This window comes from Streptomyces sp. NPDC086787 (assembly GCF_044745865.1).
GTDB lineage: Bacteria > Actinomycetota > Actinomycetes > Streptomycetales > Streptomycetaceae > Streptomyces.
Genome location: NZ_JBIVBC010000001.1, coordinates 573,727 through 597,181 on the forward strand (window position 1 = coordinate 573,727; position 23,455 = coordinate 597,181).

Consider the following 23,455-nt stretch of genomic DNA (forward strand, 5'->3'; position numbering starts at 1 on the left):
CCTTCGTGGCCTTCGGTTGTGGAGTGTCTGTGCCGGTCCTTGTCGAACCGATGCTTCATCTTGCCCCAACACTCCAGTGTTGGCGTATCCTTATGAGACGTTGGCGCGGGGGAGAACGCGACAACGGGAATGATCACGAAGAACGCTTCTGCAGCTACGGACGCCGGGGCCGGCACCATGACCCTGGACGAACTGCTTGCGTTGCCGCCGACGGTGAACGTCACGACGGCCGCGCGAGCACTGGGAATCGGAGTGCACAAGGCTTACAAGTTGATCAAGGAGGGATCTTTTCCCGTGCAGACGCTCTCGATGGGCAGCACGGTGAAGGTCCCTACTGCTGCGCTGTGGCGGGTGCTCGAAGTGACACCGCCCATGCAGTGATCACGTCGCTTTGTGTATCGATTTGCCTAGGTCACAGCACTGGTCATAGGGCTGTGACCTAGGATCGGGCGGCGAGGAGGCGTACCAGCGAAGGACGGACGACCGCATGCCACGGCTCTACGGTTTCGACGACGCGTCGCGTCGTCGGCTATGTGATGACGAAGTGGGCCCGCTTCGCCAGATGGTCAGCCGGGCGATCGTGGGTAATCAGTCGAATGCGGACATCGCCGTGTGGGCCAACGGCGAGGGCTACCGGGGAACTCTCGGAGGGGAGTGGAAGGACGCGTCAGTCGGACGCCTCTTCAGGAACCCCGCGATTGCCGGACTGCGGTACGACGATGAAGGCAAACTCGTCGAAGCTGGCCATCCGGGCGCCATCACTCCCGAAGAGTTCAGCGCGCTCCAGGCACGAGAGAGTAGCCGCAAGACGTCCGACGCGTCCCCGCCCTACGACTACCTCTTGGTGGACGGTGCCAGCACGTGCGGCAAGTGCACCTGGCCGCTTCAGGGAGCACGCACAAACGCTGGCACGCCCGGTCTTCGTTGCCGTCCGAAGGACAAGGACGGACGCGGTGGTTGTGGTGAGGTCCGCATCGATGCCGAACTGCTGGAGAACTACGTCGGCGAGTATGTCGTGGCCGAACTCCTCAAGCCCGGTATTCGGGCCCAGATCCTGAAGGCTCAGGCTGCCGTCGCTGCCAAGGCCGAGAAGATGAGAGCGGAGATCTCGGAGCTGGAGAGCCGCAAGGGCGAAGCGGCCACCTTGTACGGGCAACGGCAGATCAGCAGCGATGCGTGGGTGGTCGCCGATCGTGAGATCACGGCCAACCTGAAGGAGATCGGCTCGCGCCTCCGGTACGCCGAGCAGATGGCGGCCTTCGAGCTGGGAGACGCCAAGAATCTGGTGAAGTGGTGGAACTCGGCCCCGTCTACGTCGCGCAAGGCCATCGTGCGTCTGCTCTTGGAAAAGGTCGAGGTGTTCCCGGCGCGAGCCCGAGGAGTGCGCACCATCGAGCCCGGCAGGGTCGTCTTGCACTGGCGCAAGCTGCCTGGTCTGTCAGGCAAGGGCTGAGGCAGAGACCTTCTCGGGCGGCACGCGCCTACCAGCCATCGCCAGGATTAGGCCCGTTGTGAAGGTGATGAGGGCGAGACCTCCCAGCATTGGCGAGACGATCTCCTCGGCCCGCAGTGACCAGGGGCGACCAAGGTAGCGGGTCACCAAGTAGGAGCCCTTGCTGGCTGTGAACGCTATGCCGAGGATGGCTGATGCGGCTGACATGCCGAGACCGCGCGCCGACAACACGTGTCCGCTCCTCTGCGCGGATACAGCCATGCCGGAGCAGAGGTACGTGATCTCGCAGCAGGTGATCGCCACGTAGGCCAGGTAGGCCAGGTAGTAGGCGGCGACGTCTGGCACGGCGGCGTATTGCATCGTGAATTCGATGCTCTCATCCGTGCTCGCGACGAACAGGGTGATCATTGCAGCGAGGACACAAAGGCCAAGCGCGATACGGGCGTACAGGCTCGCCGTCAACGCCTCGGAAGTGTATGACCAGTCGACCAGCATCAGTTGAATGCTTCCGCACGCGACCACGAAGCAGACGTGAGCTGCGAGCTTGGCGACGTTGTCCATACCGATCGCGGACTCGATCATGCCTGCGACCGCGGGTATGGCGAAGGACGCCCCGACCGTGCTCGCACTCGCGGCCACGATGCGGGCGATGCGGGCGATGCGGTACTCCGTCCGGCGGCGCTGACGCCAGACCTCCCTGAGCGCGTGCGCAGTGCCTGCCACGCCGAACAGCGCGCACAGGCCGAAGATGAGGCCGTTCATTTACGTCCCTTCCAGATCCGACACCGCCCGTTCTGCCGCCTCGCTTAAACTCAGCCGCCGTCGCCGGCCTGGCCGGGGAGACGCCGACACCTCCGGCATGGGCTCGGGAATCTCTGGAACGGTGAGATCGGAACGCCCATGTCGCAGCCGAATCGCGCGAGCGGCTTCAAGGAGTTCAGCGGCTCCGGTCGCGCCCAAGTCGTGGATCAGCCGAAGCGCCTCGCGGGCGTCCTGGTGCTCCTCGTAGACCGACAGAGAGGTCAAACCGGTGTAGCCGGGCAGCAGAAACGCCGCCGGGCACTGAAATGTGCGTGCAAGTCCCTGCAACTGCGAGACACGCGGGTTGCTCTTGACCCCGTTGAGCAGGTCGTTCATGACCTGGTAGGTCATTGCGGGCTTTCCGTCGGGCTCCTGAGCCGTCCCGTCGGCCAGCACGCGAACGCTGGAGACTTGCCCTTCCGTCGCGGTCTTGCGGCGCAGTAGCAGGGCCAGCTTGATGGCGAGGGGAATGGCGGGGCCGGATGGCATCCGTTGGGTGCTCCTCTCGGGTGCAAGGGGGTGCGGGAGTGCGACCAGGACCGTCATGGAGACACCCGGGACAGCCTAATGTCTATGTTGGTTGACATTAGGACAGGGTGCGAAGAAGATCAGTTCGGGCAGCAAGTACATACCGGTACAAGGCATATGAGGCTCACGGGGTGGTCGAAGCCTGCGTACCTTTCCCCTTCGATATGTGCCGCAACACTTGCTGTGGGGGGATCTAAGTGGTTCGTCACCTGTTGCGGGTGCGGGCTGCTGTACGACGGGAGGAACGGGACGGGTGGGGATCGAGATGGCGCGGGTGCTGGCCCGATTGGCAGAGTCGGGTGGTAGGGAGTGCGCCGCGTTGGATGAGGCGGCGGCGCTGGATGTACTGGGCGCCCTGGCGCTTGTCGAACCGAAGAGGGCCGGTTTCGAAGACGAGTGGCAGCAAGGATCGCGGCAGGCCGAATAGCGAGATCGCGTGAGCACGGATCCCTGGACGGGGGTCCGCGCTCACGCGTTCCACCTGCGAAATCTTCTCCGAAAATCATGGACCCCTCCGCTGAATGCATATAGAATAGAACCAGAAGGAAGGGGGAAGGGAGAAGCCCCCATCGACCTCTTGGAGACCGAAATGCCGCACAAGTACCAGACCCTGAAGATGCGCCAGATCCGCCGCAACCCGAACCAGCCGCGCGAGACCTTCAACGAGGAAGAACTCAAGGAGCTGCGCGACTCGATCAAGGAGCACGGCCTCCTCCAGCCCGTCGTCGTCCGCAAGGTTGCTGAGGGCGGCTACGAGCTCGTCATGGGAGAGCGCCGCTTCCGCGCGAACGCCATGGCGGGCAACGTCACCATCGAGACGAAGATCCTTCTGGCCGACGGCGAAGAAATCAGCGACATGGAGTCCTTCGAGAAGGCCATGGTCGAAAACCTGACCCGGGCGGACATGCTGCCGCTGGAGGAGGCGCGCGGCTTCAAGAAGGTCCTCGACGCGATGGAGGGAGAGGTCACGCCCGAAGCCGTAACGAGGGTCGCGAAGAGGTTCACCAAGAGCACCCAGTACGTGAACCAGCGGCTCGCTCTGCTCAATCTGCGTCCGGAGATCCAGACCGCCGTCGACCTCGGACACATCGGCACCCAGGCCGCCGTGCAGATCGCCGCGCTCTCGCCGGGGAACCAGAAGGCCGTCTTCGAGGACTGGAAGAAGGGCGACAAGAGCGACAACCAGCTCGTCCACATCGCCTACGCCATGCGTAAGCAGGAGAAGGCGGCCCAGCAGGACTCCATGGTCGACGTCGAGGAGATGACGCCCGAGGAGAAGGCGCAGCGCACTCGCGCGCAGGCCAAGGCCAAGAGCGACCTGGACGAGATCGAGCGCATGTGCGAGCTGCTGGACAGCATCGGCAAGGCCGACCCGATGGAGCTCGCCCGCGCACTGGAGGGACAGGTGGGCAAGCGGCTGGAGCAGATGGACCGGGTCGCTGGCTTCGTCCAGAGGGCGCGCTTCAACCTCCGCCAGGCCAAGGCCCACGCCGACGCCAGCGAGATCATGGTCAACCCCTCCGCGACCGCCCCCGACCTGGTCGCGGAGGCCGACGCGGCGCTGGCCCAGCTGGAGTCCGTCACCGACGACAGCTCGGAGGCGGACGGGGGGACGAACGCCGAGCCGGTCGCAGCTCCGCAGGTCGAGGCCACGGACGAGGCGGAGCACCAGGCGGCGCCGAGCTCCGAGGAGCCCGAGGTCGAGCCCGTCGCCATCGCGGCCTGAATCATCCATCGGGGCGGCCCCCAGCGGGCCGCCCCCCTTCCGGGGAGCCCCCAATGATGAACGACATCCACGCCATGCGGAACATCAACCGCAACCTCTTCGAGGGAGTGCCGGCCACGGCCAACGCCCTGGACGAGTACGACTCCGACGCGGCGCAGAGTGTCCGCGAGGCCGCCCAGCATCTCGTCACGGCCCGTCGCGACAACGACCCCGAGGCCCTGGTCGAGGCCAGCAACGCGACGTTCCGCGCGGCGGGCATACTCGCCAGTCAGGGCGGCAGTTCGGTCTACGTCCGCTTCCCCATCATGGTCGCAGCCCGGCTTGTCGAACTCGAAGCGGCCCTCCTGGCCGTCAAGGGGCCGGACGCGTGAAGCGGCCCGAACGTATCAACGGGCTCAAGGCGTGGCCCGACGACGGCACGCTGCCACCCGCGTTGTGCCGCCTCTGCGACGCCGACCTGGACGCCGCCAACAACCAGGTCGCCTCCGCGATCTGCGTCGTCTGTGGCTACTGGGTCTGCGAGCTGTGCGACGGCGGCACCGACCCCGCCACCGGCGACGCCGTCTGCTCCGACCACAAGGGTCACCCGCTCGCCGTCAACTGCACCGAATACGCCTGATCCGGGAGTTCCACCATGAAGATAGATCCCGACGTTCTTGACGTCATACGCGCAGCCACCGTCGACGGACCGGCGCTCCGCTTGAACGGTCAGCTCGACCGCAAGCTGTACGAGCGGGTGAACCTCGCGCTGCACGCGGTCGGCGGCGTCTGGCACCGCTACAAGAAGGCCCACATCTTCACCATCGACGCCGCCGACGCCATCGCCGGGCTGCTCTCCACCGGCGAGGTAATCACCGACGTGGACCGCGGGTACTTCCCGACGCCCAAGCCCACCGTCGAACGCCTACTGGACCTCGCCGAACTCGAACCGGGGTGCGAGGTGCTGGAGCCGTCCGCAGGGCGCGGCGCGATCGCCGAAGCGGTCGCCGCCCGCGGGGCCATCGTGGACTGTGTGGAACTCGACGCAGCTCGCGCCGAGCACATCCGCACCGGCGGTTACGCCCGCCAGGTCACGACCGCCGACTTCTTCGCCGTGCCCGTGGAGCGCCGATACCAGCGGGTCGTCATGAACCCGCCGTTCGCCGGACGCCAGGACATCCGGCACGTAGAACGGGCGCTGCGCTTCGTCCAGCCCGGCGGCCTCCTCGTCGCGATCATGTACGGCAGCCTCACCTATCGGAGCGACCACAGGACCAAGGACTTCCTCGCGCGGATCTGGGAGGCGCGCGGAACCATGTGGGAGCTGCCCCCCGATGCGTTTCCGGCGGTAGGGGTAGCCACGGTGATCACGGTCATACCGGTCCGCGACGTGGCCCCGCCTCGCGGCATGCGGCAGATCTCGCTCAGGCCGGAGGACTTCACGGCTCGGCCCCGCGCCGTTCAGCAGGACCTGTTCTTCACCGACGGGCCGACTGCCCACGAGACGGGGCCCCTTGACGGGTTCGAGTACGGAACGCCGCACGACGGCAGGGACCACTCGGCCAGTAGATAGATCCCAACACTCAAGAGTGATACGGTCTATTTCGTTGGAGGGAACGGCCACAGCCGAGGAACCGGCCCTCCAACATGCCGTGGCATGCGGCATCCCCTTCGGTGCCTGGCGGGTGGCCAATCCCCCGCGCCCTACCCGCCAGGCACCGGCTCCGCACCGAAGCGAGGCCGCCGGGGCCACAGCCACGAACACGACCGGACCCGCCCCCGCCCACGCCGGGGGCGGGTCCTGTGCACTCCGGAGCGACATGAGCGCAGACGACTTCAAAGGCAACCCGGAAGACCGCGAGCTGTACCTGCGTCTCCTCGCCGAGCGGGACGGCCCACCGGAGAAAGCCGCCGACGAACGGGATCCGGGGCGAAAGATTCGCACAGCCCTCGATCGAAACGGGGCGCGGCGCAGCGCGGAACTCGAAGAAGCCATCGCAACCAGACGACGACCCAGGAGAACAGCGGCATGACCGAGGACCACACACCCAACAAGGCCGGGCACGGCGAGCCGCCCGTGCCGGGCGCGGAGTGGTGCAACGCGTGCGACGCCTGGTGCCTGCCGCCGGGCATCTGCCGCTGCAACAACCGATAGACGTCGGGGCGATGGCCGTAGCCAGCGCCCCGACACTCACGCCGACCTCAAGGACCCCACCATGACCACCGGCCTGTACAACTCCTTCGCCGCACTCGCCAGCGCCCAGATGGAAGGCATCGACTACCAACGCTCCTGGCGCTCCTCCCCGATCTCCACGCTCCTCCACCTGGCCATCCACGGTGGCGGGATTGAGCAGGGCACGAGCGAACTCGCCAGCGCAGCCGCAGGCGACGTGCACGACTTCTACACCCTCGACGGAATCAAGCAGGCCAACAACGGCGACCTGCACATCACGTCGACCAGCTTCGATGACCCCCAGGCGCTGGCGCTGGCCCAGGGCGCCACCCACGTCATCTCCTGGCACGGAGCCGCCGGCGCGACCCCCATGACGAACCTCGGCGGCCTCGACTACACCCTGCGCGACCGCATCGGTCAGTCCCTGGCGCAGGCAGGGTTCGCCGTGCAGGTCGCCAACGAGGAGATCAACGGCAACGACGCCACGAACATCTGCAACCGCGGCGTACGCGGCATGGGCGTGCAACTGGAGATCAGCACCGCCCAGCGGCAGGCGTTCTTCCTTAACAACGACCTCTCGCGCTCCAACCGCCAGAACGTAACGGGAGTCTTCACCTCTTACGTCACGGCCGTGACCAGCGCCATCACGAAGACCCTGGTCGCCGAAGGCAAGGGGCAGTCCCTCGTCGTTCCCCGACCGGAGCGCGGATCGGTCGACTCGGTAGCGTCGGGCGTATGACCACGTCGCGCCAGTACACCGGTGAGCGGATCGACGTCGGACTGCTCACCGCCAGCACCATCACCGACAACCAGCTCGACGCCATCCGCGCCGAACTCGCCTATTACCGGAGCAGGGACGAGAGGGCCAACCATCCAACCGTCAGCGGCATTCCGCCGACGACGGACCAGGCTCCCGAGGATGCCAGCCAGCTGGTTGGACCGAGCCGACCCGCCTGCTGATCGTCTAGTGTTGGCGTGCGTAGGGCGCGGGGAACGGCCTACACAAGGGACGCCCGTGACCGCGCTCGCCAACATCCCCGAACAGCTCCAGCCGCTCGCCGTGCCGATCGGCGACCTGGCCCCGTACCACCGCAACCCCCGTACCGGCGACCTCCCGGCCATCGCCGAATCGCTGACGGTCAACGGCCAGTACCGGCCCGTCGTGGTCAACAAGGGCACCCACACCGGGCGGCCCAACGAGATCTTGGCGGGCAACCACACCGTCGCAGCCGCCCAGCAGCTCGGCTGGGAACACATCGCGGCCACCTGGATCGACGTCGATGACGACGCAGCAGCTCGCATCGTCATCGTGGACAACCGGACCAACGACCTCGCCGGGTACGACACCGCTCTGCTGGCCGAAGTCCTCTCCGAGATCCCGGATCTCGCCGGAACCGGATACGACCGCGAGAGCGTCGACCGGCTCCTGGACGACACCTCGCTCCCCGAGACGCTGGAGCTGACCTCCGACGGAGCGGGCACCGGCGCCGCCGCCACCGTCGACTACCTCCAGTGGGGCTACCTCCAGTGGGAGTCCAAGCGCGTGCGGATCACCTCCGAAGAGGTCGAAGCCCTCAACGCCATCTACACGAAGTTCGTCGACGACACCAACAGCGATCTCGGCTTCGGCTGGCACGTCCTCCAGGAAGCCCACCAGGAGGGCGACGCGGCATGAGCAAGGCACCCACCACGACCTTCCACGAGTCGTACCCGCTCGATCAACTGCGCCCCGCCGACTACAACCCGCGCCGCCTCAGCGAGACGGCCTTCGTCCGGCTCCAGGCTTCGCTGCGCCGCCACGGCGTCGTCAAGCCGGTGATCCTCAACGCGGACGGCACGCTGGTCGCAGGCCACCAGAGGACCAAGGGTCTCAAGGCCATCGGACTGACCCACACCCCCGCGGTCATGCTCGGAACGAAGGTCCGTCTCCAGGACGAGATCCAGTTCAACTTGCTGCACAACCGAGTGGAGACCGAGGCCAGTGTCGTCTATGCCGAGCCCGGGGAGATCGGCTCGTGGTCCTGGATTCCGTGGCAGTCCATCCGCGTGGCCGAGCGCAAGAACCTCTCCTTCATCAACGCCATCGGCCACATGACCGCCGGCCACGGCCCGTGGGGCAGCGTCGTCATCGATGACCAGGGGCGCATCGTCCTCAACGCCGAGTACGCAGTCGTCGCCTCGTTCTCGCGCTTCGACATCCTCGCCTGGACCGTGTCCTCGGCCGACGCCGCTCAGCTCCACGCCGACCTCACCGGGGAGTACGGCGTCTACGACTGGAGCGCCATCGAGGACAAGGCCCCGGTCTGGAACCAGCACATCGTCCAGCCCAAGCGGCTGCGCAAGTTCTCCTCCAAGGCCAAGGCCGGGAAGTTGGCGTACGGTTCCGAGACCTGGGACCAGCTCGTCACACCCTGGCTCAAGCCCGGCCAACGCGTCGTTGATTTCGGTGCCGGGTATGGCGACTACGCCAAGCACCTGCGCGCCAAGGGCTTCAACATCCACGACTACGAGCCATACCGGTGCCGGGACGGCTCGTACGCCGTCGACATCCGGGCCGTCGTCGGCATGATCCGCGACATCGCCAAGGACATTCAGACCAACGGCCTGTACGACGTCGTAGTCCTGGACTCCGTCATCAACGCCACCACCTCCCTCGACTACCAGCACTGGGTGATGACCACCGTCAACGCCCTGTGCGCGGCCGACGGAGTCGTGTGCCTCGGGACGCGGAGCCTCGCCCGCGAACTGCGTGACGAGCAGGCCAAGCGAGTCACCTCGCAGACCGCGACCACCAAGATGAGCTTCCTCGACGACGACAACGTGGAGATGAACTTCGTCAAGGGGAAGTGGCAGAAGCTCCGTTTTCACACGCCGGAGACGCTGGAGCCCATGCTCCGACGCTACTTCGAGGACGTGAAAGTCACCGACCTCAGCGGGTCCAACCTCAAGGCGACGTGCCGCCGCCCTATCGCACTCCCTAAAGAGGAATACGAGAAGGCTTTCGAAGAGGAATTCAACATGCCGTATCCGAACGGCTTCCGTCATGACAGGCATCTCGAATTGGTGGGAAATTTGATAAAATTGGTAATAGAGAGAAATGAATCTCTCGCCAATTAGGAAAAGCAATTGGGGAGCGCATGTCGCAGCGAATAAAGATCCGGATCGAATCAAGAAGTCGATACCACATCATGTGGCTGGCTGGCGTGCGGCACGTCGCCCTCGACCAGCACTGCCTGCGCAGTTTCGGCCAGCCCGATCGTCCCCGAGTCGACGTCCGCCAACGGCACCAAACCCTCGAACTCCCGCAGGAGAACCCGCCGCTTGCCTGGTACCTGTGCGCTCTGCCCAACCCTTGGAACTGGAGCCAGAACGCCCACCTGGCATTCGAGGGCGCCCCGGGAGAACAGTGGGACGGCCCAGCCAGCGTGGCGGGGCTGTACGTACACCTTGATAACGCTCGCCCGATCACCGGGTGGGGCGAGCACAACATCCCCGCCGACGAACCACGCCGCAATTCAGTCCGTTACCGCACCTGCCGCAACTATCAGTTCGCCTGGTGGCTGCGCACTCAGCGGAACGCACCGGACGCTCCTCCCGAATACGTCCCGCCGAAGCGGCCGGACGAGGGCGAACAGATGGCTCTGATGTGATGCAACGGGCCGCCGGTACACCGGCGGCCCGTACCGCGTTACGCCTCGTCGGAGTCGTTCCCCGACGGCTCGTCACCGCGGAAGGCGCGCTTGGCCTGCTTCCACGACTTCGCGAGATCAGGGAGCTGGTCAAGGAGGCCCTTGAGCACGAACAGGATGGTCGTCACCGTGCCCGCGGCGGCGAGAATCCAGAGGTTGGCGGAATCCACCGGTTCAGTCCTTCTGCGAAGGGCGGTCGTCCGAGGCGGCCAACAGGCAGACCCCAGCTCGACCACCACGCGAATACGTGAGGTCGGCTGAGGTCCTGCCGACGTTCAGAACTCAGTCGGTGCGCTGCTAACGCGAGTCGAGACGGGCGCTCCCTTTTCAGCATCCACTCGATAGGAGAACGGCAGGGGACACCCCTAGCTCATCTGGTACGCCGGGACCAGATCTCCGGAGGGCAATGGTTGGGGACTCTGTCCCCAGGTGCCGCACAGCATAGCCAACTCCGCCCGTCACGACGTCGATTCGTGACGAACCTCGAGAACCACTGAAAGTGCGATCATGAAGCCGGGCGCGGGGGCGCACCCGAGCTGTGGAGGACCCCCGCCGTGGGACGCCCCGACAAAGCCGCGCGTGCGGCCATCGCGCGCCGCCGCTCGGACGCCATCGACCTACGACTCGCCGGCGTGGACTGGCTCACGATCGCCCGCAAACTCGCGGCCGACCCGACTGCCAACTCCGACGGCATCGCCTACCCCCAGGGCTACGGCATCGAGCGGTACCGCAAGGATCAGGACCCGCCCACCGACGAGGCCCTGATCCACGCCGCTTGCCGTGACGTCCGCACTGCACTCGCCGACCGCCGTGCCGAGCTGAACGACGACGTTGACGAGCTGCGGGCCCTGGAGGCCGACCGGCTCGACCGGCTGTTCTTCGTGGCGTACAAGAAGGCGGTCCGAGACCAGGACCTCGCGGCCATCGACCGAACCCTGCGGATCATGGAACGGCGCGCCCGACTGCTCGGCCTCGACATGCCCGTCCGAACGGAGCTGTCCGGCCCCGACGGTGAGCCGGTGCAGATCGAGAACGTCACCGCCGACGAACTCGACGCGCTGATCGCCCTGACCGACCCGGACGTCGAATGAGGCCCCGGGGCAACGAGAGCGTCATCGCCCACTACAAGACACTCCCGCCCGCCCAACGCCGTGCCATCGCCCGGTCCGCCTCCCCATCGTTGCGGGCCGAGCTGGCGTGCGCCGAACGGCAGTTGGCCATGGACCGCTCGCCCGGGGCCCTCGCCGCCGTGCTCACCGGCGGGCGTGAGATGCAGGCACCGCACCTGGACCTGATCGACCGCGCGTTCATCGACATGGCCGAGGGCCGGTGTGACCGGGTCATGCTCACCATGCCCCCGCGGCACGGCAAGAGTCGACGCGCCTCGCGCTGGGCACCGCTCTGGTACCTGCGGCGCAACCCCGGCCACCGCATGATGATCGCCAGCTACTCCGCTGACCTGGCCGACGACCACGGCCGGTGGATCAGGGACGCCATATACACCTGGGGCGACGACCTCGGCATACAGCTCGCGCCCGGCAGCAAGGCCGCCAACCGCTTCGACATCGTCGGCGGCGAAGGCGGGCTCCTCGCTGCGGGCATCGGAGGCGGCCTCACTGGACGCGGCGCCCACATCGCCATCGTGGACGACCCGGTCAAGGACATGGCGGACGCGGACTCGCCGACCATGCGCAAGCGAGCCTGGGACTGGTGGACCTCCGTAATCCAGACCCGACTTGAACCCACCGGAGCCATCTGCCTCATCCAGACCCGCTGGCACGAAGATGATCTCGCTGGACGCATCCTCGCCACCGAGCGCGACGCATGGCGCGTCATCGACCTCCCGGCCCTCGCCGACAGCCCCGATGACCCGCTCGGCCGGGAAGCCGGTGAGCCGCTGTGGCCCCAGCGATTCGACGCTGCTCACCACGCCAAAACCCGTAGGCGCGTCGGCGAACGCGTCTGGGGCGCCCTCTACATGCAGAAGCCGCGTCCGCCGGAGGGAGGCGTCTGGAAGCGCGAGTGGATCGACACCGCCAGGATCAACGCCGTCCAGTTCTCCGGAATCGACATGGCGCGGATCGTCGTAGCGGTCGACCCCGCCGGCGGAGAGTCCACCGTCGGCGACGAGACCGGCGTCATCGGCGTCGGCCGTGACTTCGACCGGCAGCTCTACGTCCTCGCCGACCGCTCCGGCTCCATGGGCGCCAACGACTGGGGTCTTGCCGCCTGCCGACTCGCACTCGAACTCAAGGCAGACGCCATCGTGGTGGAGAAGAACTACGGCGGGGACATGGCGCGGCAGATCGTCACCCAGGCATGGGAGCAACTACGCCGCGAGGGCGTCACCAAGGGCCTGCTCATGCCCATGATCCTGGAAGTCACCGCCAAGGTCGGCAAGCGCCTGCGCGCGGCACCGGTGGCCCAGCTCTACGAACAGCAGCTCGTCCACCACGTCGGCGAGTACACCGAACTGGAAGATCAGATGGTCACCTGGGTCGAAGGAATGGACTCCCCGGACCGTATGGACGCAGCCGTGCATGGACTGACAGAACTAGCGGATCCGGATCAACTCGCCACACTGCCAACGGACATCGACGACGACCGCTTCGACGGTCGCCGCTGAGCCGCATCGAGCGAAGGTGCCGGAAACGGCCCCATGAGGAAACTGCCCCGATCAACGAGCTGTCTCGCCGTAGCGACGCAGATGACTTGCCGCATGGCGAGACTCGCGTCAAGGTTTAAGCGTCATTCGTGCTCCTGCGGGGCTCCCACGTGGCTATGCTCGGGAGCGTTGCGCACTCTCATTTCGGTGTGCACTGTGATCGAAGGTGCGGGTACCGGCCGCCAAAGATTGCCGTCCTGAACGGCCGGTACCCATCGGGCTACTGGTCGCCGAAGTGGCTGCTCAACCAAATCAAGACCTGGACGAGTAACCAGACTCGGCGGCCAGTGAGCCGCTGTCGCCTCGGCTTAGCGTGATCTCCCATCTCACTCTCCCTTCACCGTGAGGTGCCCGATCGCACCGGACGTGTGAGCGGGCGAGCGGGATGGGCAACCGACAGCCGTGGCATTGCGACCCTATGCACTGGTTCCCTACCGCGAGGCGTGTTTCCCCAACTCTGTTACTACTGAGCAGACTTCTGTGGATGACCCTGCCTTGGTAGCCTCCCGATCATGAGGACCCGGGGGAGTGCCAGGATCGGCGTGTGCGGGGCTCTGATGGTTGCCGCGTGCCTCACAGGCTGTTCGTCCGGAACTGAGAAGCCGACCCAAGCGGACCAGCGCGCCGCCCACCTCGACCGAGTACGCGAGACGTACCGGCTCGGGCGCAGTGAAGGTCTGGCCATGCAACGGCAGAAGATCGCTGAGGGCACCCCACCCGCCTACTCCAGTCCCAGTGAGAAGGAGTGTGCGGACCGGTGGGACCAGCTCGGCGAGCGCCAGCAGAGCGCGGGCGACCGAGGCGGCTTTCTCTCCGCGTGCTCCTCGTTCCCGGCACCGGGACTGCCCGGATACGACGAGGCAGTGGCAGAGGCCAGCGGGAGCACGGCGACGCCGTAACCTGATCTTGCGGCGCGGGGCCGACTGCCTGGAGGGGCACTGTGGGCCTGCGCGAGCTGATCACCGACGTCTGGAGCTGGCTGGACTACAAGCCGATCATGGCGGACCCGCGTCGGCCGGGCCGGAACACTTGGGCGGAGCTGACCTCGTCCTGGGTTCCTGACGAGGACCTGCGCCGTCTGGCCGCCTATCGTCTGCTCGCGGCGTATGACTCCAACCAGGCTGGCCAGGTTGCCGCGATCACCGGGGACGACGAAGGCGGAACCGAGCGGCGGGAACTGGGCGACGCCTCGAAGTTGATCGACACCGCACTGGGCTACCTCCTCGGCTCCGAGCAGACCATCACGGTCGCAGGCGCGGAGCACGCCGACGCCGAGCCGACGGACGAAGCAGCCATGGCGCTGGCCGTTCAGGACAAGCTGAGGGCGTGGGCTGAGAAGGAGCTGCTGCCCCTGCGCATCCAGCAGGCGGAGCGGACCGCGATCTTGCTGGGCGACGCGGTCTACAGCCTGGCCTGGGAGCCGGCGAAAGGTCGCGTCCTGATGCGCACCTGGGATCCGGGACTGTACTTCCCCGAGTGGCCGGAGGACGGCGAGCAGGACGGCGCCGAGTTCCCTATGCGCGTGCATCTGGCCTGGGAGCTGCCCGAGGACAAGCGGCGCGGCCTGAAAGCGCGGCTTCGCCGGATCACGTACGAACTGGGGCCGATCGTCCCTGCCACCCGGCGCGGTGCGGCGAAGAACGGCGACGCCGTACGCGAGTACGTCTACGCCGACGACGGCGAACCAGTTCTGAACACGGGCGACTCGCTAAACCCGGAGACCGGCGTGATCACCCGCACCTACCCGTGGGCTCCAGGTCGACGGACCCCGTGGACGTGCTACCTCACCGACGCCGAATGGGAGCTGGACGACCTCAAGTACGCCGACTTCCTCTATGACCTGCCCATGCACAAGGCCACCTACCGGACACGGTCGGACGGTGAAGTCCTTGACCGGCTCGACCTGATGGTGGACTTCATCCCCCTCGTCCACGTCACCAACTCCATCCCGGCCAGCGGCGAACACTGGGGCAAGCCGACGGTGGCCACAGTCCTACAGGCCCTGGACGAGCTGTCCGCCACCGACACCGACAGCTCCGGAGCCTCCGCCACCACCGGCTCACCGATCATCGGTCTTGCCGGAGCGCGGCTGCCCATCGACCGTGCCACCGGCCAGCCCCTCCCGGTCAAGGTCCGTGCCGGGACGGTGTGGCAGCTCAACGACAACGGGCGCATGGACGTCCTCGACACCTCAGCACAACTCGCCGAGCTGCGCGCCCGCGTCGACCACATCCTCGACCGGATCGCCGCCAACAGCCGCCTCACCGCCGCCGGACTGGGCACCCTCGACCCGACCGCCCTGCCGTCCGGCTACGCGCTGCAACTCGCACTCGGGCCGCTGGACTCGCTCGTCGCCGCGATGCGCCTGGCGCGGACCCATAAGTACGCCGTCCTGCTGCGCATGGTGCAACGTCTCCACCAAGCCGGTCAGGCCGAGGGGTGGCCCGCGGGGGAGTCGCTGCCCGCACGCCTGAAGTGGGGGCCGCACACGCCGACCGACCGTGCGGCCGTTCTCGATGAGGTGGTCAAGGCCGTCGGTGCCGGAGTGCTGTCGGTGGAGACCGGTGTCCGGATGCTGATCGAGGCCGGATACCCGATTGATGACGCGCAGGCCGAGATCGAGCGCATCCAGGCCAGAGCCTTCGAGGCTGCTGCCCGTCTCGCGGACGCCACCGGCGACAACGCCGCAGTGCGCAAATACCTCGGTCTGCCTGAAGCCACACCGGATGACGTCCAAGTCCCGCTGATCCCGGAGGATCAGGACGGTGGGCAGCGACCGTGACGAACTGCCACTGTGGGGAACCGAACTACACTGATCAACGGCGCGGGGGCGCTGGAGACCTGTGGATGGTTCACGCATGACGCGCCCCTCGCTCCCCAACCCGCTCGAACCAGTCGGGCACCGCCGTGACGGGCGGCCGATCTACCCGATCCTCGGCGCCTCGCCCGAGGACGACTCCAACAAGCCCGAAGGCGACGGCGGCGGTGCCAGCGGCTCGGTCACGCAGGAAGACCTGTCCCGGCTGCTGGCCCGCGAGAAGACACAGGGCGGTCGCGCGGCCGTCAAAAAGCTGCTCGGCGATCTCGGCTTCGACAACTCCGAGGCGCTGACCGAGTTCATCACCACCAAGCGCGACGCCGAGCAGGCCGCGCTGACGGAGGTCGAACGCAGGGAGCAGGCCGCCGAGGAGAAGCTGAAGGCCGCCGAGGCACGCGAGGCGCAGGCCACTGCCAGGGAGCGCGCCGCCATCCGACGCGCCGCCCTCGCCGGAATCGGCGCAACTGGAGATGACCTCAGTGACGCCATCCTCCTCATCGACCGGGCCCTCGATGACCAGCCTGACGCCGACGAGGAAGCCGTCGCCGCCGCTGCCGAGCAGCTGAAGGAACGACGGCCCGAGCTGTTCGGCCAGACCAGCGCCGCCACACCGCCCGCCCCCGGAGGTTCCCCCGCCGGCGGACCACCCTCGCGCGGCGGTGTGCCGCCCAAGCCCGGCGCGGCCGGACTGGAGATGGCCCGCCGCCGAGGATTCGTCACCGGCTGAACAGGCCCAGCGACGTCATGGCGCACACCATGACCCCACCGGCGGGACAGCCGGATATGGGGACCACGCCCTTCACACCTCCCGTGGACGGCGCCGCCACCGGCGAGCGCGCGAATCCACTTCGCTTCACGTCCACGGGAGGACGGCTGTGACACTCCAGCCCATCACCACGTCGACGTCGTACACCGCCGACCGGGCCTGGCTCGCGTCGCTGCACGGCACCGACTCCACCGAGACCATCACGCTCGACCTGTCGAAGCTGACCGGCGGCACGCACACGGCAGCGTCGACCGACACCGCCCAGCCCTACAGCCGGGTCCTGTCCGGCGTACCCGTCGGCAAGATCACCGCGAGCGGCCTGTACGGGGCGTTCGACCCGACGGCGACCGATGGCCGCCAGAACCTCGCTGGCCACGTCTTCGCCGAGGCGCTGTTCGCGCCGACCGCCACGAAGGTGCCTGCCGCCCTGCTGTGGCACGGCGTCGTCGCCGCCGCGAAGGTCCCCGGCGGCATCGACCCCACCAAGGTCACCCCGTCGGTGACTGGCCCGCAGATCCGGTACGTGTGAGAGGCGGCCGACGATGACCATTCAGGACCTGATCAAGAACGTCGCCGCCCGCGACCTCACCACCTTCGCGCGAGCGATCCCCTCGCCCGCTGACCACCTGTTCACCAAGGACGGTGGGATCATCCCGACCTTTGAGCAGGACGAGGTGAAGTGGCGGGTCAAGGACAACGGCCGGTACGTCAACGTCGCGAAGTACCGTGCCTTCGACGCCAGCGTGCCGTTCGCCTCCCGCGAGGCGTGGCAGACGACCCGCGAGGGCATGCTGCCGCCGCTGGGTCAGAAGCTCCTCGTGGGTGAGCAGGAGCAGATCCTGCTGGAGGCGTCCCGAGGCGCGGACGAGGACAGGCTGATCGAGCTTCTGTACGACGACACCGAGCGGCACGTCGAGGCGATCCGCTCCCGAGTCGAGCTGGCCTGGGGTGACGTCCTGCTCGACGGCAAGTTCTCGCTCGTTGCGGAGAACGGGCTGACCACCGAGGTCGACTGGGGCGTTCCGGCGGGCAATCTGCCGACCGTCCCGAAGCTCTGGTCGGACCCCACCTCCGACCCGATCAAGGACGAGCTAGGCTGGATTCAGTACCTCGATGACCGGGGTGCTCCCTTCCCGGAGCTGGTGGTCACCAGCCGCAAGGCGTTCTCGTTCCTGGCGGCCAACAACGCCTACAGGGCGGCCTACTACGGGTCCGTCAATCCCTCGAACACGCCGACCGCCACGCTCACCCCGCAGCAGATCAACGTCGTGCGCGATAACTACGGCCTTCCCCCGATCACTTTCTACAAGGGGCAGGTTCGTGTCGACGGCGTCCAGACGAAGGTGATCCCGGAGGACCGGTGGATCATGCTGCCGCCGGACCGCTCGAAGTGGGGGCAGACCATATTCGGCGTGACCGCCGAGGGCCTGGCTCTGTCGCGCGGCTCGAACCCGGAGATCACCAAGGAGGACCGTCCGGGCATCATCATCACCCGTGGTGCACAGGACGACCCCGTGCAGATCTGGAGCAAGGGCGCTGCGGTCGGCATGCCGGTGCTGCACACGCCGGACGCTCACATCGTGGCGAAGGTGATCTGATGGGCCGCCGCCTTGCAGCCGCCGTGCACGTCCAGCACCCCACATCACGCGAGTGGATCGTGCTTGCGCCGGGCGACGAGCCTGACGACGACCTGGCCGCCGAGATCACCAATCCGGACGCGTGGGAGTACGACGAGCCGTCGCCCGACCCGGAGGAGACCGAGCCGGACGACGGGGCCCAGCCGTTCGGCTTCACCGGGCCGCCGCCCCAGCCAGAGGCCGAAGCCGCACCGGAGGCCGAGCCCGCTCAGCCGACGCCGCGGCGGCGAAGGAAGACCGCCGACCCGGATGCGTAAGCACCCGACCACCCCGCCCGTCCCCCGCCCCTCACCGGGGCCGGGGACGGGCGCGCGGCTATCCAGGAGCACTGATGGACCCGTTTCTCCTCGCCTGGCTGCGCGCGCAGCTCGGCACCGCGACGGACGAACAAGACCTGGCGGACCGCTACGCGCGGCTCCGCAGGGCGCGCGCTGTCGCCGCCGAAGTCCTCGCCGAGCGGCGAGCCAAGCTGCTCACCGAGCCGCTGCGGATGACAGTCGACGGCGTGGTCACCATCGACCAGAGCAACAACCTCGCCGGCCTGGAGCGCCAGATCGCGGGCCTCGCTGAACTCGTCGCACCGGATGACCCGGCGGACGGGGAGGCGAGCGCCGACCTCGTCTCTGCGCCCCTTCTGTCGACTCGGCGCACGAGGTAGAGCCGCCGTGCCGTACGAGTGGCCGCCGCTGGTACCGGGAGACCCCGACGAGATCGCGCGCAGGGTCGCGGCCATACTCGAGGAAGCCTGGGAGCGACTGGCAGGAAAGCAGCGCGAGGTGATCGCTAGGTTCGCGGACAACCCGCGAGCGCCGTATATCTTGGCGACGTTGGAGGAGTTCAAACAGGCCATCGCGGGTTTTGGTCAGCGTGTGGACCAGGAGGCCCGGCAGTTCGTACAGCGGCAGCTTCCTCATCTGTACGAAGAAGGCGGGCGCACGGCAGCCGAAGACCTGGGCGTGACGTTCACGTGGACCACTTTCCACCGGGACGCTCTTCAGTCGCTTGCGGCAGATTCCTACGCCGACTTCCTGCGCCGTTCTGAGGAAGCCGAGCGCATGGCTGGCCAGTTCTACCGCGCCGCACGAGAGGCAGCACGCCGAGAAGTCCCCTTGCTGGCTGCGGGCAATATGACGGCTAAGCAGGCCGCGAAGAACCTCGCTGACCGGCTGGCCGCCGATCACGAGCTGAGCTATGTCATCTACCGCGACGGAGCCCGGGTACCCGTGCGGGCGTGGGCCGAAGCCGCAACTCTCGCCAAGAGCGCGGTTGCATTCAACGCTGGCACGCTCAACCGGACTCGCCAGGCCGGCGTCGCCGTGGTTGAGGTATTCGACGGGACGGATTGCGGTTGGACCTCTCACCAGGACCCGGATAAGGCAGTCCGCACGCTTCGATCGGTTGAGGATGCAGCGAGCTGGCCGATCAGCCACCCGAGGTGCCGCCGTGCCTTCGGCCCGCGCCCGGACATGCAAGAGCCTGGATAGGCCGGTAGTCAGCGAGTCATTGGGGCCGAGTACGCTGCATCTACCCAATGGGTACAGCTACAAAAGACGGCCCGGTTCCCCCCGCATATGCCGTGGGGGGAACCGGGCCGCCTGTGGGTGCAACCGTCAGGCGTTGAACCGTCCCTCGCGAACCTCATCGATGAAGTTCACGAAGGCGTTCTGTTCCAGCAACAGCACCGCACCACCGGGGTTCTTCGAGTCGCGGACTGCAATTCCGCCGTGCGACGCGATGAGGTTGGCTGCAACCTCTACGCACTGCCCTTCGCCGCTTCCGCTGTAGGAAGACTTGCGCCAGTCGGCCCCGTTGAGCTGCGGCGCCGTCAGGCTACGAATTTCCTTCACTTGTACAGTCCTTCCAGATACTCATTGAGCAGATCCTGCGACTTGTCCTCGGGCAGGGCGCAAGAGGAGAGAAGTTCGAACTCGGCGTCCAGCCAGTTCAGTTGTTCCGGGTCTTCGGTGTGCGTTCCGCCCATGGAGTTGTCCACACTGCCCACCGGCACCCAAGGGTGTCGGAACGACAGCAACGTCATTGGTCCCTTGGTTGCGTACGCTGGATGCGTCGTCAGGGGGACCACCTGAAGTCGGACGTTGGACATCTCTGACGCGTCGATGAGCGCACGCACTTGGTCGCGCATCACCCTCGGTCCGGAGTCGAAGCGGGCGTGAAGTGCAGGTTCGGGCACCAATGCATGCAGCTGCACAGGACCGTCGTCTCGGCTCAGGATGTCCTGCCGTGCGAGGCGAATCCGGACCAGCATCTCTGCGCGTTCCTTCGACAGGTTGGTAGCCGCTCGTGTGAGGATTTCACGTGCGTAGCCTGGCGATTGGAGGGGGCCAGGGATCACGATCGGATGGTGGATGCGGATGGCATCCGCACCGGCCTCCAGCTCGATGAAGTCCAAGTAGGCGTCGCTGACGCGGCCCGCGTACGGCGCCCACCAGCCTCCGCCTGGCGGTTCCTCGGCAGCCTTGGAGATCTCTGTGATGGCCTCGCGGTCATCCACTCCGTAGTGGTCGCACAGCGTGCGCACCTCTTCGGCGGAAATCCGGTACAGCCCTCGCTCGATCCTGCTGAGCCGTGTGGTGTCCCAGCCCATCAGCTTCGCGGCGTCGCCCGACTTCATCAACGGCTCACGATACCGACGCAGTTGCGCGCCAACCCTGCGTCTCATCACCGTCGGCGTCGCTCGCTTCTGCGTCATGGACGCAGTCTCGCAGGTCTAGGACTTGCTTGACGATGGAACAGGTGTTCCATCTTTTTGCGAATCCTCGCCACAGTGTTGCGCCATGACCGCCAAAAGGAGCAAGCTAAGAGCCCGGCGGTGATGTGACTGAACATCAGGTCATGATCGTTCGTTGCACCGTGTCACCACGGCTGTAGGGCCGCACTGCGTGTGTGGCCAGATGGTTCGCGGCCGGACACGAAGCGTGCTCCATGTGCTCTAGGTCTGCGAGGACTCAGCATGTCGATGGCCGCAGGCACCACGGCCCGCTTAACAAGGCCCCCACAGGGCGCGTTCCTTCTCCAGGCGGAGGGACGCCTCGCGTGCAGCGACTCCAGGTGGGGCCCTGACCGAGACGCTTTCCCAACGCTGGAGGACGCCATGTTTGAAGGCCACCGCGACTTACCGCCGCGGATCATCTCGGGTGAGGCCACCGCGACCCTGGCCCCGCTCCCGGTCCGATCGCCGCAGCAGGCGCGTACGAGACTGGACGCGGCGCATGAACTGACCGACCGCCCGCCGGACCTCTTCCACGTGCCGCACGAGCCGCACACCTTGCTTTGCCTCTACCGCGGCCTCACACAGGATGGCGCGCGATGACGGTCATCGGATTACGCAGCCTCATCTCGTCCGGCCTCCGCGTGTCCCTGGGCTCGCGGCGGGGGTGTCGGTGATGAGAGGCGAGCACAGGAGATGCCGCCTGCCGCGTCTGCGCTTCGCGGTCAGGCATCCGTTCAGGACGCTCCGCCGAAACCAGCGCAAAGCAATTGATCGCACCGGCTTCGGCCTTGGGCAGTTCGCGGCCCTGGTCACCTTCTGCCTCGTGGTCCTCGTCTGGCTCGCTGACCAGTACGCCGCGACGTATCACCCCTAGACCGGCCCTCCCTGCGCAGCACACCACGCCCTACGCAGGGAGGGCCATCCAATCGGCTCCCTCCGCGTCCCGGGCCTCGCTGTGTCTCCATCCACGGTCTGGCTCTGGGCCATCCGGCGGAGGGAGCGGCCCTGCCGCCTGGGGCCACGCCGCGTCCCCCCGTGGCGTGAGGTGCAGGGCCACCGGCCGCCGCTCCAAAGCCGTGGAGGGCGGCGGCCGGCCACTCCACCCGTCGTTGCCCCTCCAGCAATGAGAGGACGCCCTCCGTGCATGCCAAGACCGACACCACTACCGTGGTGCCCCGTCGCAAGCCCGCCGCTCCGTGGATGGCCGCGTGGACGGGCGAGCAGTTCTTGAAGACGCCCCTGGTCCTTCAGCCCGACCGCAGTGGCATCGCTTACCTGGACGAGCTGTCGGTTGATCGCGGGCGGCACGGCGTCCTACTCCATCGCGGGCGAGGATGGGCGGCGCCGGACAGGCGTGGCAGAGCTTTGTACGGCGAGGTGCACTTTGGGCGCCAGCGCAGGGCGATGGCAAAGCTCCTCTGCCACGTCTGCGGTGGCACCGCAGATCGCAGCGACGTGGGCGTCTTTTGGCTGCTGGACAACGTGCCAGAGAAGTGTCCTGAAGGGTGGCCAGAGGAGGAGTTGACGGTCCACCCCCCGGTCTGCGCGCCCTGCGCCATCCGAGCCATCGCGGAGTGCCCGGAGTTGGAGGAGAAGGGAGTCACCGCGGTTCGGGTACGCGACCCCCAGCCGTATGGATACCGAGGGCGGCTCTACACCAGGGATCTCACCGACCCTGCGCCTCGCATTCCGATCCTGTCGAAACCGGCAGAGAACCTGTCGCTCGACAGTCCGCTGCTGCCCTGGCTGCTCGCCGCCCAGTTCATCATGTGTCTCGTTGACTGCACCGTCGTCTCCTTGAAAGAGGAATGCGCAGTCGCGGGCAGATGAGATCAGGCAGCGGAATGAGGTGGCCGAAACCTGACCGGCAGACGGTCCCACGGGCTACCGTCCGCCGCACGGAGACGGCAGCACAGCAATACCCCGAATCGACCGGCTACACCGATCAGGAGGACTCGCTGTGACGTACAAGCAATCGCCCCCGCCCGCCGTGGTGGACCCGTTCGACCTCGACCTGGTTCTGATTGAGGCCGGGGAGCTGGTCACCATCCTGGACAGCTCCAACGGCGGATGCGGAGCCACCTGCGGAACCGGTTCCTGCACCACCAACGTCGCCTGACTTCACCCCGGGCGGCATCAGACTCCGACCTGAGGCAGGAGGCCCTACACGTTCTGCGTGAAGGGCATGGCACCTCAGGTCGGCCGCCGGGAAGCACCTCTGCCGCGCGTTGACCATTGCGCTCCGCACATGGTGTCCGGCAGTACCACCACCAGCATTTCCCTCCGAGACACGGGAGTTCGTATGAGTCCGCAGATCACACACACCACGCAGGCAAAGCCTCAGGGCTCGGGCACGACATCGGACGGCTTCGACCTGGACGTCGCCCTGGTCGAGGTCGGCGACACCGCCGGTCTGATCAGTCTCACGGACGACGGCTGTGGCTCGACCTGCGGCGCCTGCACCACCAACGTCGCCTGACCTGAGGCGG

Annotated in this window: 32 protein-coding genes; 27 read left to right on the top strand and 5 right to left on the bottom strand. The window is 66.9% G+C overall.

Annotated elements, in window-relative coordinates; translation table 11 throughout:
- The first annotated feature begins 129 nt into the window (after window positions 1-129).
- Entirely contained in the window at window positions 130-381 is a 252-nt protein-coding gene (locus ACIPK3_RS02585; protein WP_402565948.1) for a DNA-binding protein, read from the top strand.
- Window positions 382-487: 106 nt separating this feature from the next.
- A complete protein-coding gene (locus ACIPK3_RS02590; protein WP_402565950.1) occupies window positions 488-1,453 on the top strand; it encodes a recombinase family protein in 966 nt (321 codons plus the stop codon).
- Here ACIPK3_RS02590 and ACIPK3_RS02595 read toward each other — a convergent pair.
- Both ACIPK3_RS02595 and ACIPK3_RS02600 read right to left on the bottom strand, forming a co-directional pair.
- Entirely contained in the window at window positions 1,439-2,215 is a 777-nt protein-coding gene (locus ACIPK3_RS02595; RefSeq protein WP_402565951.1) for a hypothetical protein, read from the bottom strand. The genes ACIPK3_RS02590 and ACIPK3_RS02595 overlap by 15 nt on opposite strands.
- Entirely contained in the window at window positions 2,216-2,743 is a 528-nt protein-coding gene (locus ACIPK3_RS02600) for a hypothetical protein (RefSeq protein ID WP_402565953.1), read from the bottom strand.
- Window positions 2,744-3,035: 292 nt separating this feature from the next.
- Here ACIPK3_RS02600 and ACIPK3_RS02605 point away from each other — a divergent pair, with 292 nt between their 5' ends.
- From ACIPK3_RS02605 to ACIPK3_RS02660, 12 genes are all read left to right on the top strand, one after another.
- A complete protein-coding gene (locus ACIPK3_RS02605; protein WP_402565955.1) occupies window positions 3,036-3,209 on the top strand; it encodes a hypothetical protein in 174 nt (57 codons plus the stop codon).
- A 162-nt stretch (window positions 3,210-3,371) separates the two neighbouring features.
- On the top strand, window positions 3,372-4,508 hold the full coding sequence (locus tag ACIPK3_RS02610) for a ParB/RepB/Spo0J family partition protein (RefSeq protein WP_402565956.1): 1,137 nt from the start codon (window positions 3,372-3,374) through the stop codon (window positions 4,506-4,508).
- A 53-nt stretch (window positions 4,509-4,561) separates the two neighbouring features.
- A complete protein-coding gene (locus ACIPK3_RS02615) occupies window positions 4,562-4,879 on the top strand; it encodes a hypothetical protein (RefSeq protein ID WP_402565958.1) in 318 nt (105 codons plus the stop codon).
- Window positions 4,876-5,127: a hypothetical protein gene (locus ACIPK3_RS02620; protein WP_402565960.1), complete on the top strand. Its 252-nt coding sequence runs from the start codon at window positions 4,876-4,878 to the stop codon at window positions 5,125-5,127. Before ACIPK3_RS02615 ends, ACIPK3_RS02620 begins: the two co-directional genes overlap by 4 nt.
- A gap of 15 nt (window positions 5,128-5,142) precedes the next feature.
- Entirely contained in the window at window positions 5,143-6,060 is a 918-nt protein-coding gene (locus tag ACIPK3_RS02625) for a hypothetical protein (RefSeq protein WP_402565962.1), read from the top strand.
- Between the two features lie 247 nt (window positions 6,061-6,307).
- The gene (locus ACIPK3_RS02630) at window positions 6,308-6,520 is read left to right on the top strand and encodes a hypothetical protein (RefSeq protein WP_402565963.1); all 213 of its coding nucleotides are present in this window, start codon (window positions 6,308-6,310) and stop codon (window positions 6,518-6,520) included.
- Window positions 6,517-6,642: a hypothetical protein gene (locus ACIPK3_RS02635; protein ID WP_402565964.1), complete on the top strand. Its 126-nt coding sequence runs from the start codon at window positions 6,517-6,519 to the stop codon at window positions 6,640-6,642. Before ACIPK3_RS02630 ends, ACIPK3_RS02635 begins: the two co-directional genes overlap by 4 nt.
- A gap of 61 nt (window positions 6,643-6,703) precedes the next feature.
- The gene (locus ACIPK3_RS02640; RefSeq protein ID WP_402565965.1) at window positions 6,704-7,399 is read left to right on the top strand and encodes a poly-gamma-glutamate hydrolase family protein; all 696 of its coding nucleotides are present in this window, start codon (window positions 6,704-6,706) and stop codon (window positions 7,397-7,399) included.
- Entirely contained in the window at window positions 7,396-7,620 is a 225-nt protein-coding gene (locus ACIPK3_RS02645; protein WP_402565967.1) for a hypothetical protein, read from the top strand. The genes ACIPK3_RS02640 and ACIPK3_RS02645 overlap by 4 nt, the downstream gene beginning before the upstream one ends.
- Before the next feature lie 55 nt (window positions 7,621-7,675).
- Window positions 7,676-8,335: a ParB/RepB/Spo0J family partition protein gene (locus ACIPK3_RS02650; RefSeq protein WP_402565969.1), complete on the top strand. Its 660-nt coding sequence runs from the start codon at window positions 7,676-7,678 to the stop codon at window positions 8,333-8,335.
- Window positions 8,332-9,777, top strand: a complete 1,446-nt coding sequence (locus ACIPK3_RS02655; RefSeq protein ID WP_402565970.1) for a ParB N-terminal domain-containing protein — start codon at window positions 8,332-8,334, stop codon at window positions 9,775-9,777. The genes ACIPK3_RS02650 and ACIPK3_RS02655 overlap by 4 nt, the downstream gene beginning before the upstream one ends.
- Before the next feature lie 20 nt (window positions 9,778-9,797).
- Complete coding sequence (locus ACIPK3_RS02660) at window positions 9,798-10,310, top strand: hypothetical protein (protein ID WP_402565972.1); 513 nt, start codon at window positions 9,798-9,800, stop codon at window positions 10,308-10,310.
- A gap of 38 nt (window positions 10,311-10,348) precedes the next feature.
- Here the strand turns inward: ACIPK3_RS02660 and ACIPK3_RS02665 are convergent, their stop codons facing one another.
- Window positions 10,349-10,519 (bottom strand): hypothetical protein, encoded by a 171-nt coding sequence (locus ACIPK3_RS02665; RefSeq protein WP_402565974.1) that lies wholly within the window; start codon window positions 10,517-10,519, stop codon window positions 10,349-10,351.
- 384 nt (window positions 10,520-10,903) lie between these two features.
- Here ACIPK3_RS02665 and ACIPK3_RS02670 point away from each other — a divergent pair, with 384 nt between their 5' ends.
- The 10 genes from ACIPK3_RS02670 (at window position 10,904) to ACIPK3_RS02715 (ending at window position 19,719) form a co-directional block, all read left to right on the top strand.
- Window positions 10,904-11,440, top strand: a complete 537-nt coding sequence (locus ACIPK3_RS02670; protein WP_402565976.1) for a hypothetical protein — start codon at window positions 10,904-10,906, stop codon at window positions 11,438-11,440.
- On the top strand, window positions 11,437-12,975 hold the full coding sequence (locus tag ACIPK3_RS02675; RefSeq protein WP_402565978.1) for a terminase large subunit domain-containing protein: 1,539 nt from the start codon (window positions 11,437-11,439) through the stop codon (window positions 12,973-12,975). Before ACIPK3_RS02670 ends, ACIPK3_RS02675 begins: the two co-directional genes overlap by 4 nt.
- A 722-nt stretch (window positions 12,976-13,697) precedes the next feature.
- Window positions 13,698-13,913, top strand: a complete 216-nt coding sequence (locus tag ACIPK3_RS02680; protein ID WP_402565979.1) for a hypothetical protein — start codon at window positions 13,698-13,700, stop codon at window positions 13,911-13,913.
- A 41-nt stretch (window positions 13,914-13,954) separates the two neighbouring features.
- A complete protein-coding gene (locus tag ACIPK3_RS02685; RefSeq protein ID WP_402565981.1) occupies window positions 13,955-15,796 on the top strand; it encodes a hypothetical protein in 1,842 nt (613 codons plus the stop codon).
- 76 nt (window positions 15,797-15,872) lie between these two features.
- The gene (locus ACIPK3_RS02690; RefSeq protein ID WP_402565983.1) at window positions 15,873-16,559 is read left to right on the top strand and encodes a hypothetical protein; all 687 of its coding nucleotides are present in this window, start codon (window positions 15,873-15,875) and stop codon (window positions 16,557-16,559) included.
- A 148-nt stretch (window positions 16,560-16,707) separates the two neighbouring features.
- Window positions 16,708-17,127 carry a head decoration protein gene (locus ACIPK3_RS02695; RefSeq protein ID WP_402565984.1) on the top strand — a complete coding sequence of 140 codons (420 nt, stop codon included), beginning with the start codon at window positions 16,708-16,710 and terminating at the stop codon, window positions 17,125-17,127.
- A 13-nt stretch (window positions 17,128-17,140) separates the two neighbouring features.
- A complete protein-coding gene (locus ACIPK3_RS02700) occupies window positions 17,141-18,196 on the top strand; it encodes a major capsid protein (RefSeq protein WP_402565986.1) in 1,056 nt (351 codons plus the stop codon).
- Entirely contained in the window at window positions 18,196-18,492 is a 297-nt protein-coding gene (locus tag ACIPK3_RS02705) for a hypothetical protein (protein ID WP_402565988.1), read from the top strand. Before ACIPK3_RS02700 ends, ACIPK3_RS02705 begins: the two co-directional genes overlap by 1 nt.
- A gap of 74 nt (window positions 18,493-18,566) precedes the next feature.
- Window positions 18,567-18,893: a hypothetical protein gene (locus tag ACIPK3_RS02710; RefSeq protein WP_402565990.1), complete on the top strand. Its 327-nt coding sequence runs from the start codon at window positions 18,567-18,569 to the stop codon at window positions 18,891-18,893.
- A 7-nt stretch (window positions 18,894-18,900) separates the two neighbouring features.
- On the top strand, window positions 18,901-19,719 hold the full coding sequence (locus tag ACIPK3_RS02715; protein ID WP_402565992.1) for a hypothetical protein: 819 nt from the start codon (window positions 18,901-18,903) through the stop codon (window positions 19,717-19,719).
- 126 nt (window positions 19,720-19,845) lie between these two features.
- Here ACIPK3_RS02715 and ACIPK3_RS02720 read toward each other — a convergent pair whose 3' ends face one another.
- Together ACIPK3_RS02720 and ACIPK3_RS02725 are read right to left on the bottom strand one after the other, a co-directional pair.
- Window positions 19,846-20,082 carry a DUF397 domain-containing protein gene (locus ACIPK3_RS02720; RefSeq protein WP_402565994.1) on the bottom strand — a complete coding sequence of 79 codons (237 nt, stop codon included), beginning with the start codon at window positions 20,080-20,082 and terminating at the stop codon, window positions 19,846-19,848.
- A complete protein-coding gene (locus ACIPK3_RS02725; RefSeq protein ID WP_402565996.1) occupies window positions 20,079-20,945 on the bottom strand; it encodes a helix-turn-helix domain-containing protein in 867 nt (288 codons plus the stop codon). Before ACIPK3_RS02725 ends, ACIPK3_RS02720 begins: the two co-directional genes overlap by 4 nt.
- Window positions 20,946-22,106: 1,161 nt before the next feature.
- On the opposite strand from ACIPK3_RS02725, the gene ACIPK3_RS02730 reads away from it, so the two are divergent.
- The 3 genes from ACIPK3_RS02730 to ACIPK3_RS02740 all read left to right on the top strand — a co-directional run bounded on the left by ACIPK3_RS02730 (window position 22,107) and on the right by ACIPK3_RS02740 (window position 23,445).
- Complete coding sequence (locus ACIPK3_RS02730; RefSeq protein ID WP_402565998.1) at window positions 22,107-22,796, top strand: hypothetical protein; 690 nt, start codon at window positions 22,107-22,109, stop codon at window positions 22,794-22,796.
- Between the two features lie 130 nt (window positions 22,797-22,926).
- Entirely contained in the window at window positions 22,927-23,085 is a 159-nt protein-coding gene (locus ACIPK3_RS02735; RefSeq protein ID WP_402566000.1) for an FxLD family lantipeptide, read from the top strand.
- Window positions 23,086-23,268: 183 nt separating this feature from the next.
- On the top strand, window positions 23,269-23,445 hold the full coding sequence (locus tag ACIPK3_RS02740; RefSeq protein ID WP_402566001.1) for an FxLD family lanthipeptide: 177 nt from the start codon (window positions 23,269-23,271) through the stop codon (window positions 23,443-23,445).
- The last annotated feature ends 10 nt before the right edge of the window (window positions 23,446-23,455 follow it).

Bases quoted from the DNA above. Each gene is read 5' to 3' on its own strand.
- ACIPK3_RS02585 (WP_402565948.1), top strand. From the start codon at position 130: ATGATCACGAAGAACGCTTCTGCAGCTACGGACGCCGGGGCCGGCACC.
- ACIPK3_RS02590 (WP_402565950.1), top strand. From the start codon at position 488: ATGCCACGGCTCTACGGTTTCGACGACGCGTCGCGTCGTCGGCTATGT.
- ACIPK3_RS02595 (WP_402565951.1), bottom strand. From the start codon at position 2,215: ATGAACGGCCTCATCTTCGGCCTGTGCGCGCTGTTCGGCGTGGCAGGC.
- ACIPK3_RS02600 (WP_402565953.1), bottom strand. From the start codon at position 2,743: ATGCCATCCGGCCCCGCCATTCCCCTCGCCATCAAGCTGGCCCTGCTA.
- ACIPK3_RS02610 (WP_402565956.1), top strand. From the start codon at position 3,372: ATGCCGCACAAGTACCAGACCCTGAAGATGCGCCAGATCCGCCGCAAC.
- ACIPK3_RS02615 (WP_402565958.1), top strand. From the start codon at position 4,562: ATGATGAACGACATCCACGCCATGCGGAACATCAACCGCAACCTCTTC.
- ACIPK3_RS02625 (WP_402565962.1), top strand. From the start codon at position 5,143: ATGAAGATAGATCCCGACGTTCTTGACGTCATACGCGCAGCCACCGTC.
- ACIPK3_RS02630 (WP_402565963.1), top strand. From the start codon at position 6,308: ATGAGCGCAGACGACTTCAAAGGCAACCCGGAAGACCGCGAGCTGTAC.
- ACIPK3_RS02635 (WP_402565964.1), top strand. From the start codon at position 6,517: ATGACCGAGGACCACACACCCAACAAGGCCGGGCACGGCGAGCCGCCC.
- ACIPK3_RS02640 (WP_402565965.1), top strand. From the start codon at position 6,704: ATGACCACCGGCCTGTACAACTCCTTCGCCGCACTCGCCAGCGCCCAG.
- ACIPK3_RS02645 (WP_402565967.1), top strand. From the start codon at position 7,396: ATGACCACGTCGCGCCAGTACACCGGTGAGCGGATCGACGTCGGACTG.
- ACIPK3_RS02655 (WP_402565970.1), top strand. From the start codon at position 8,332: ATGAGCAAGGCACCCACCACGACCTTCCACGAGTCGTACCCGCTCGAT.
- ACIPK3_RS02660 (WP_402565972.1), top strand. From the start codon at position 9,798: ATGTCGCAGCGAATAAAGATCCGGATCGAATCAAGAAGTCGATACCAC.
- ACIPK3_RS02675 (WP_402565978.1), top strand. From the start codon at position 11,437: ATGAGGCCCCGGGGCAACGAGAGCGTCATCGCCCACTACAAGACACTC.
- ACIPK3_RS02680 (WP_402565979.1), top strand. From the start codon at position 13,698: ATGCAACGGCAGAAGATCGCTGAGGGCACCCCACCCGCCTACTCCAGT.
- ACIPK3_RS02690 (WP_402565983.1), top strand. From the start codon at position 15,873: ATGACGCGCCCCTCGCTCCCCAACCCGCTCGAACCAGTCGGGCACCGC.
- ACIPK3_RS02700 (WP_402565986.1), top strand. From the start codon at position 17,141: ATGACCATTCAGGACCTGATCAAGAACGTCGCCGCCCGCGACCTCACC.
- ACIPK3_RS02705 (WP_402565988.1), top strand. From the start codon at position 18,196: ATGGGCCGCCGCCTTGCAGCCGCCGTGCACGTCCAGCACCCCACATCA.
- ACIPK3_RS02710 (WP_402565990.1), top strand. From the start codon at position 18,567: ATGGACCCGTTTCTCCTCGCCTGGCTGCGCGCGCAGCTCGGCACCGCG.
- ACIPK3_RS02725 (WP_402565996.1), bottom strand. From the start codon at position 20,945: ATGACGCAGAAGCGAGCGACGCCGACGGTGATGAGACGCAGGGTTGGC.
- ACIPK3_RS02740 (WP_402566001.1), top strand. From the start codon at position 23,269: ATGAGTCCGCAGATCACACACACCACGCAGGCAAAGCCTCAGGGCTCG.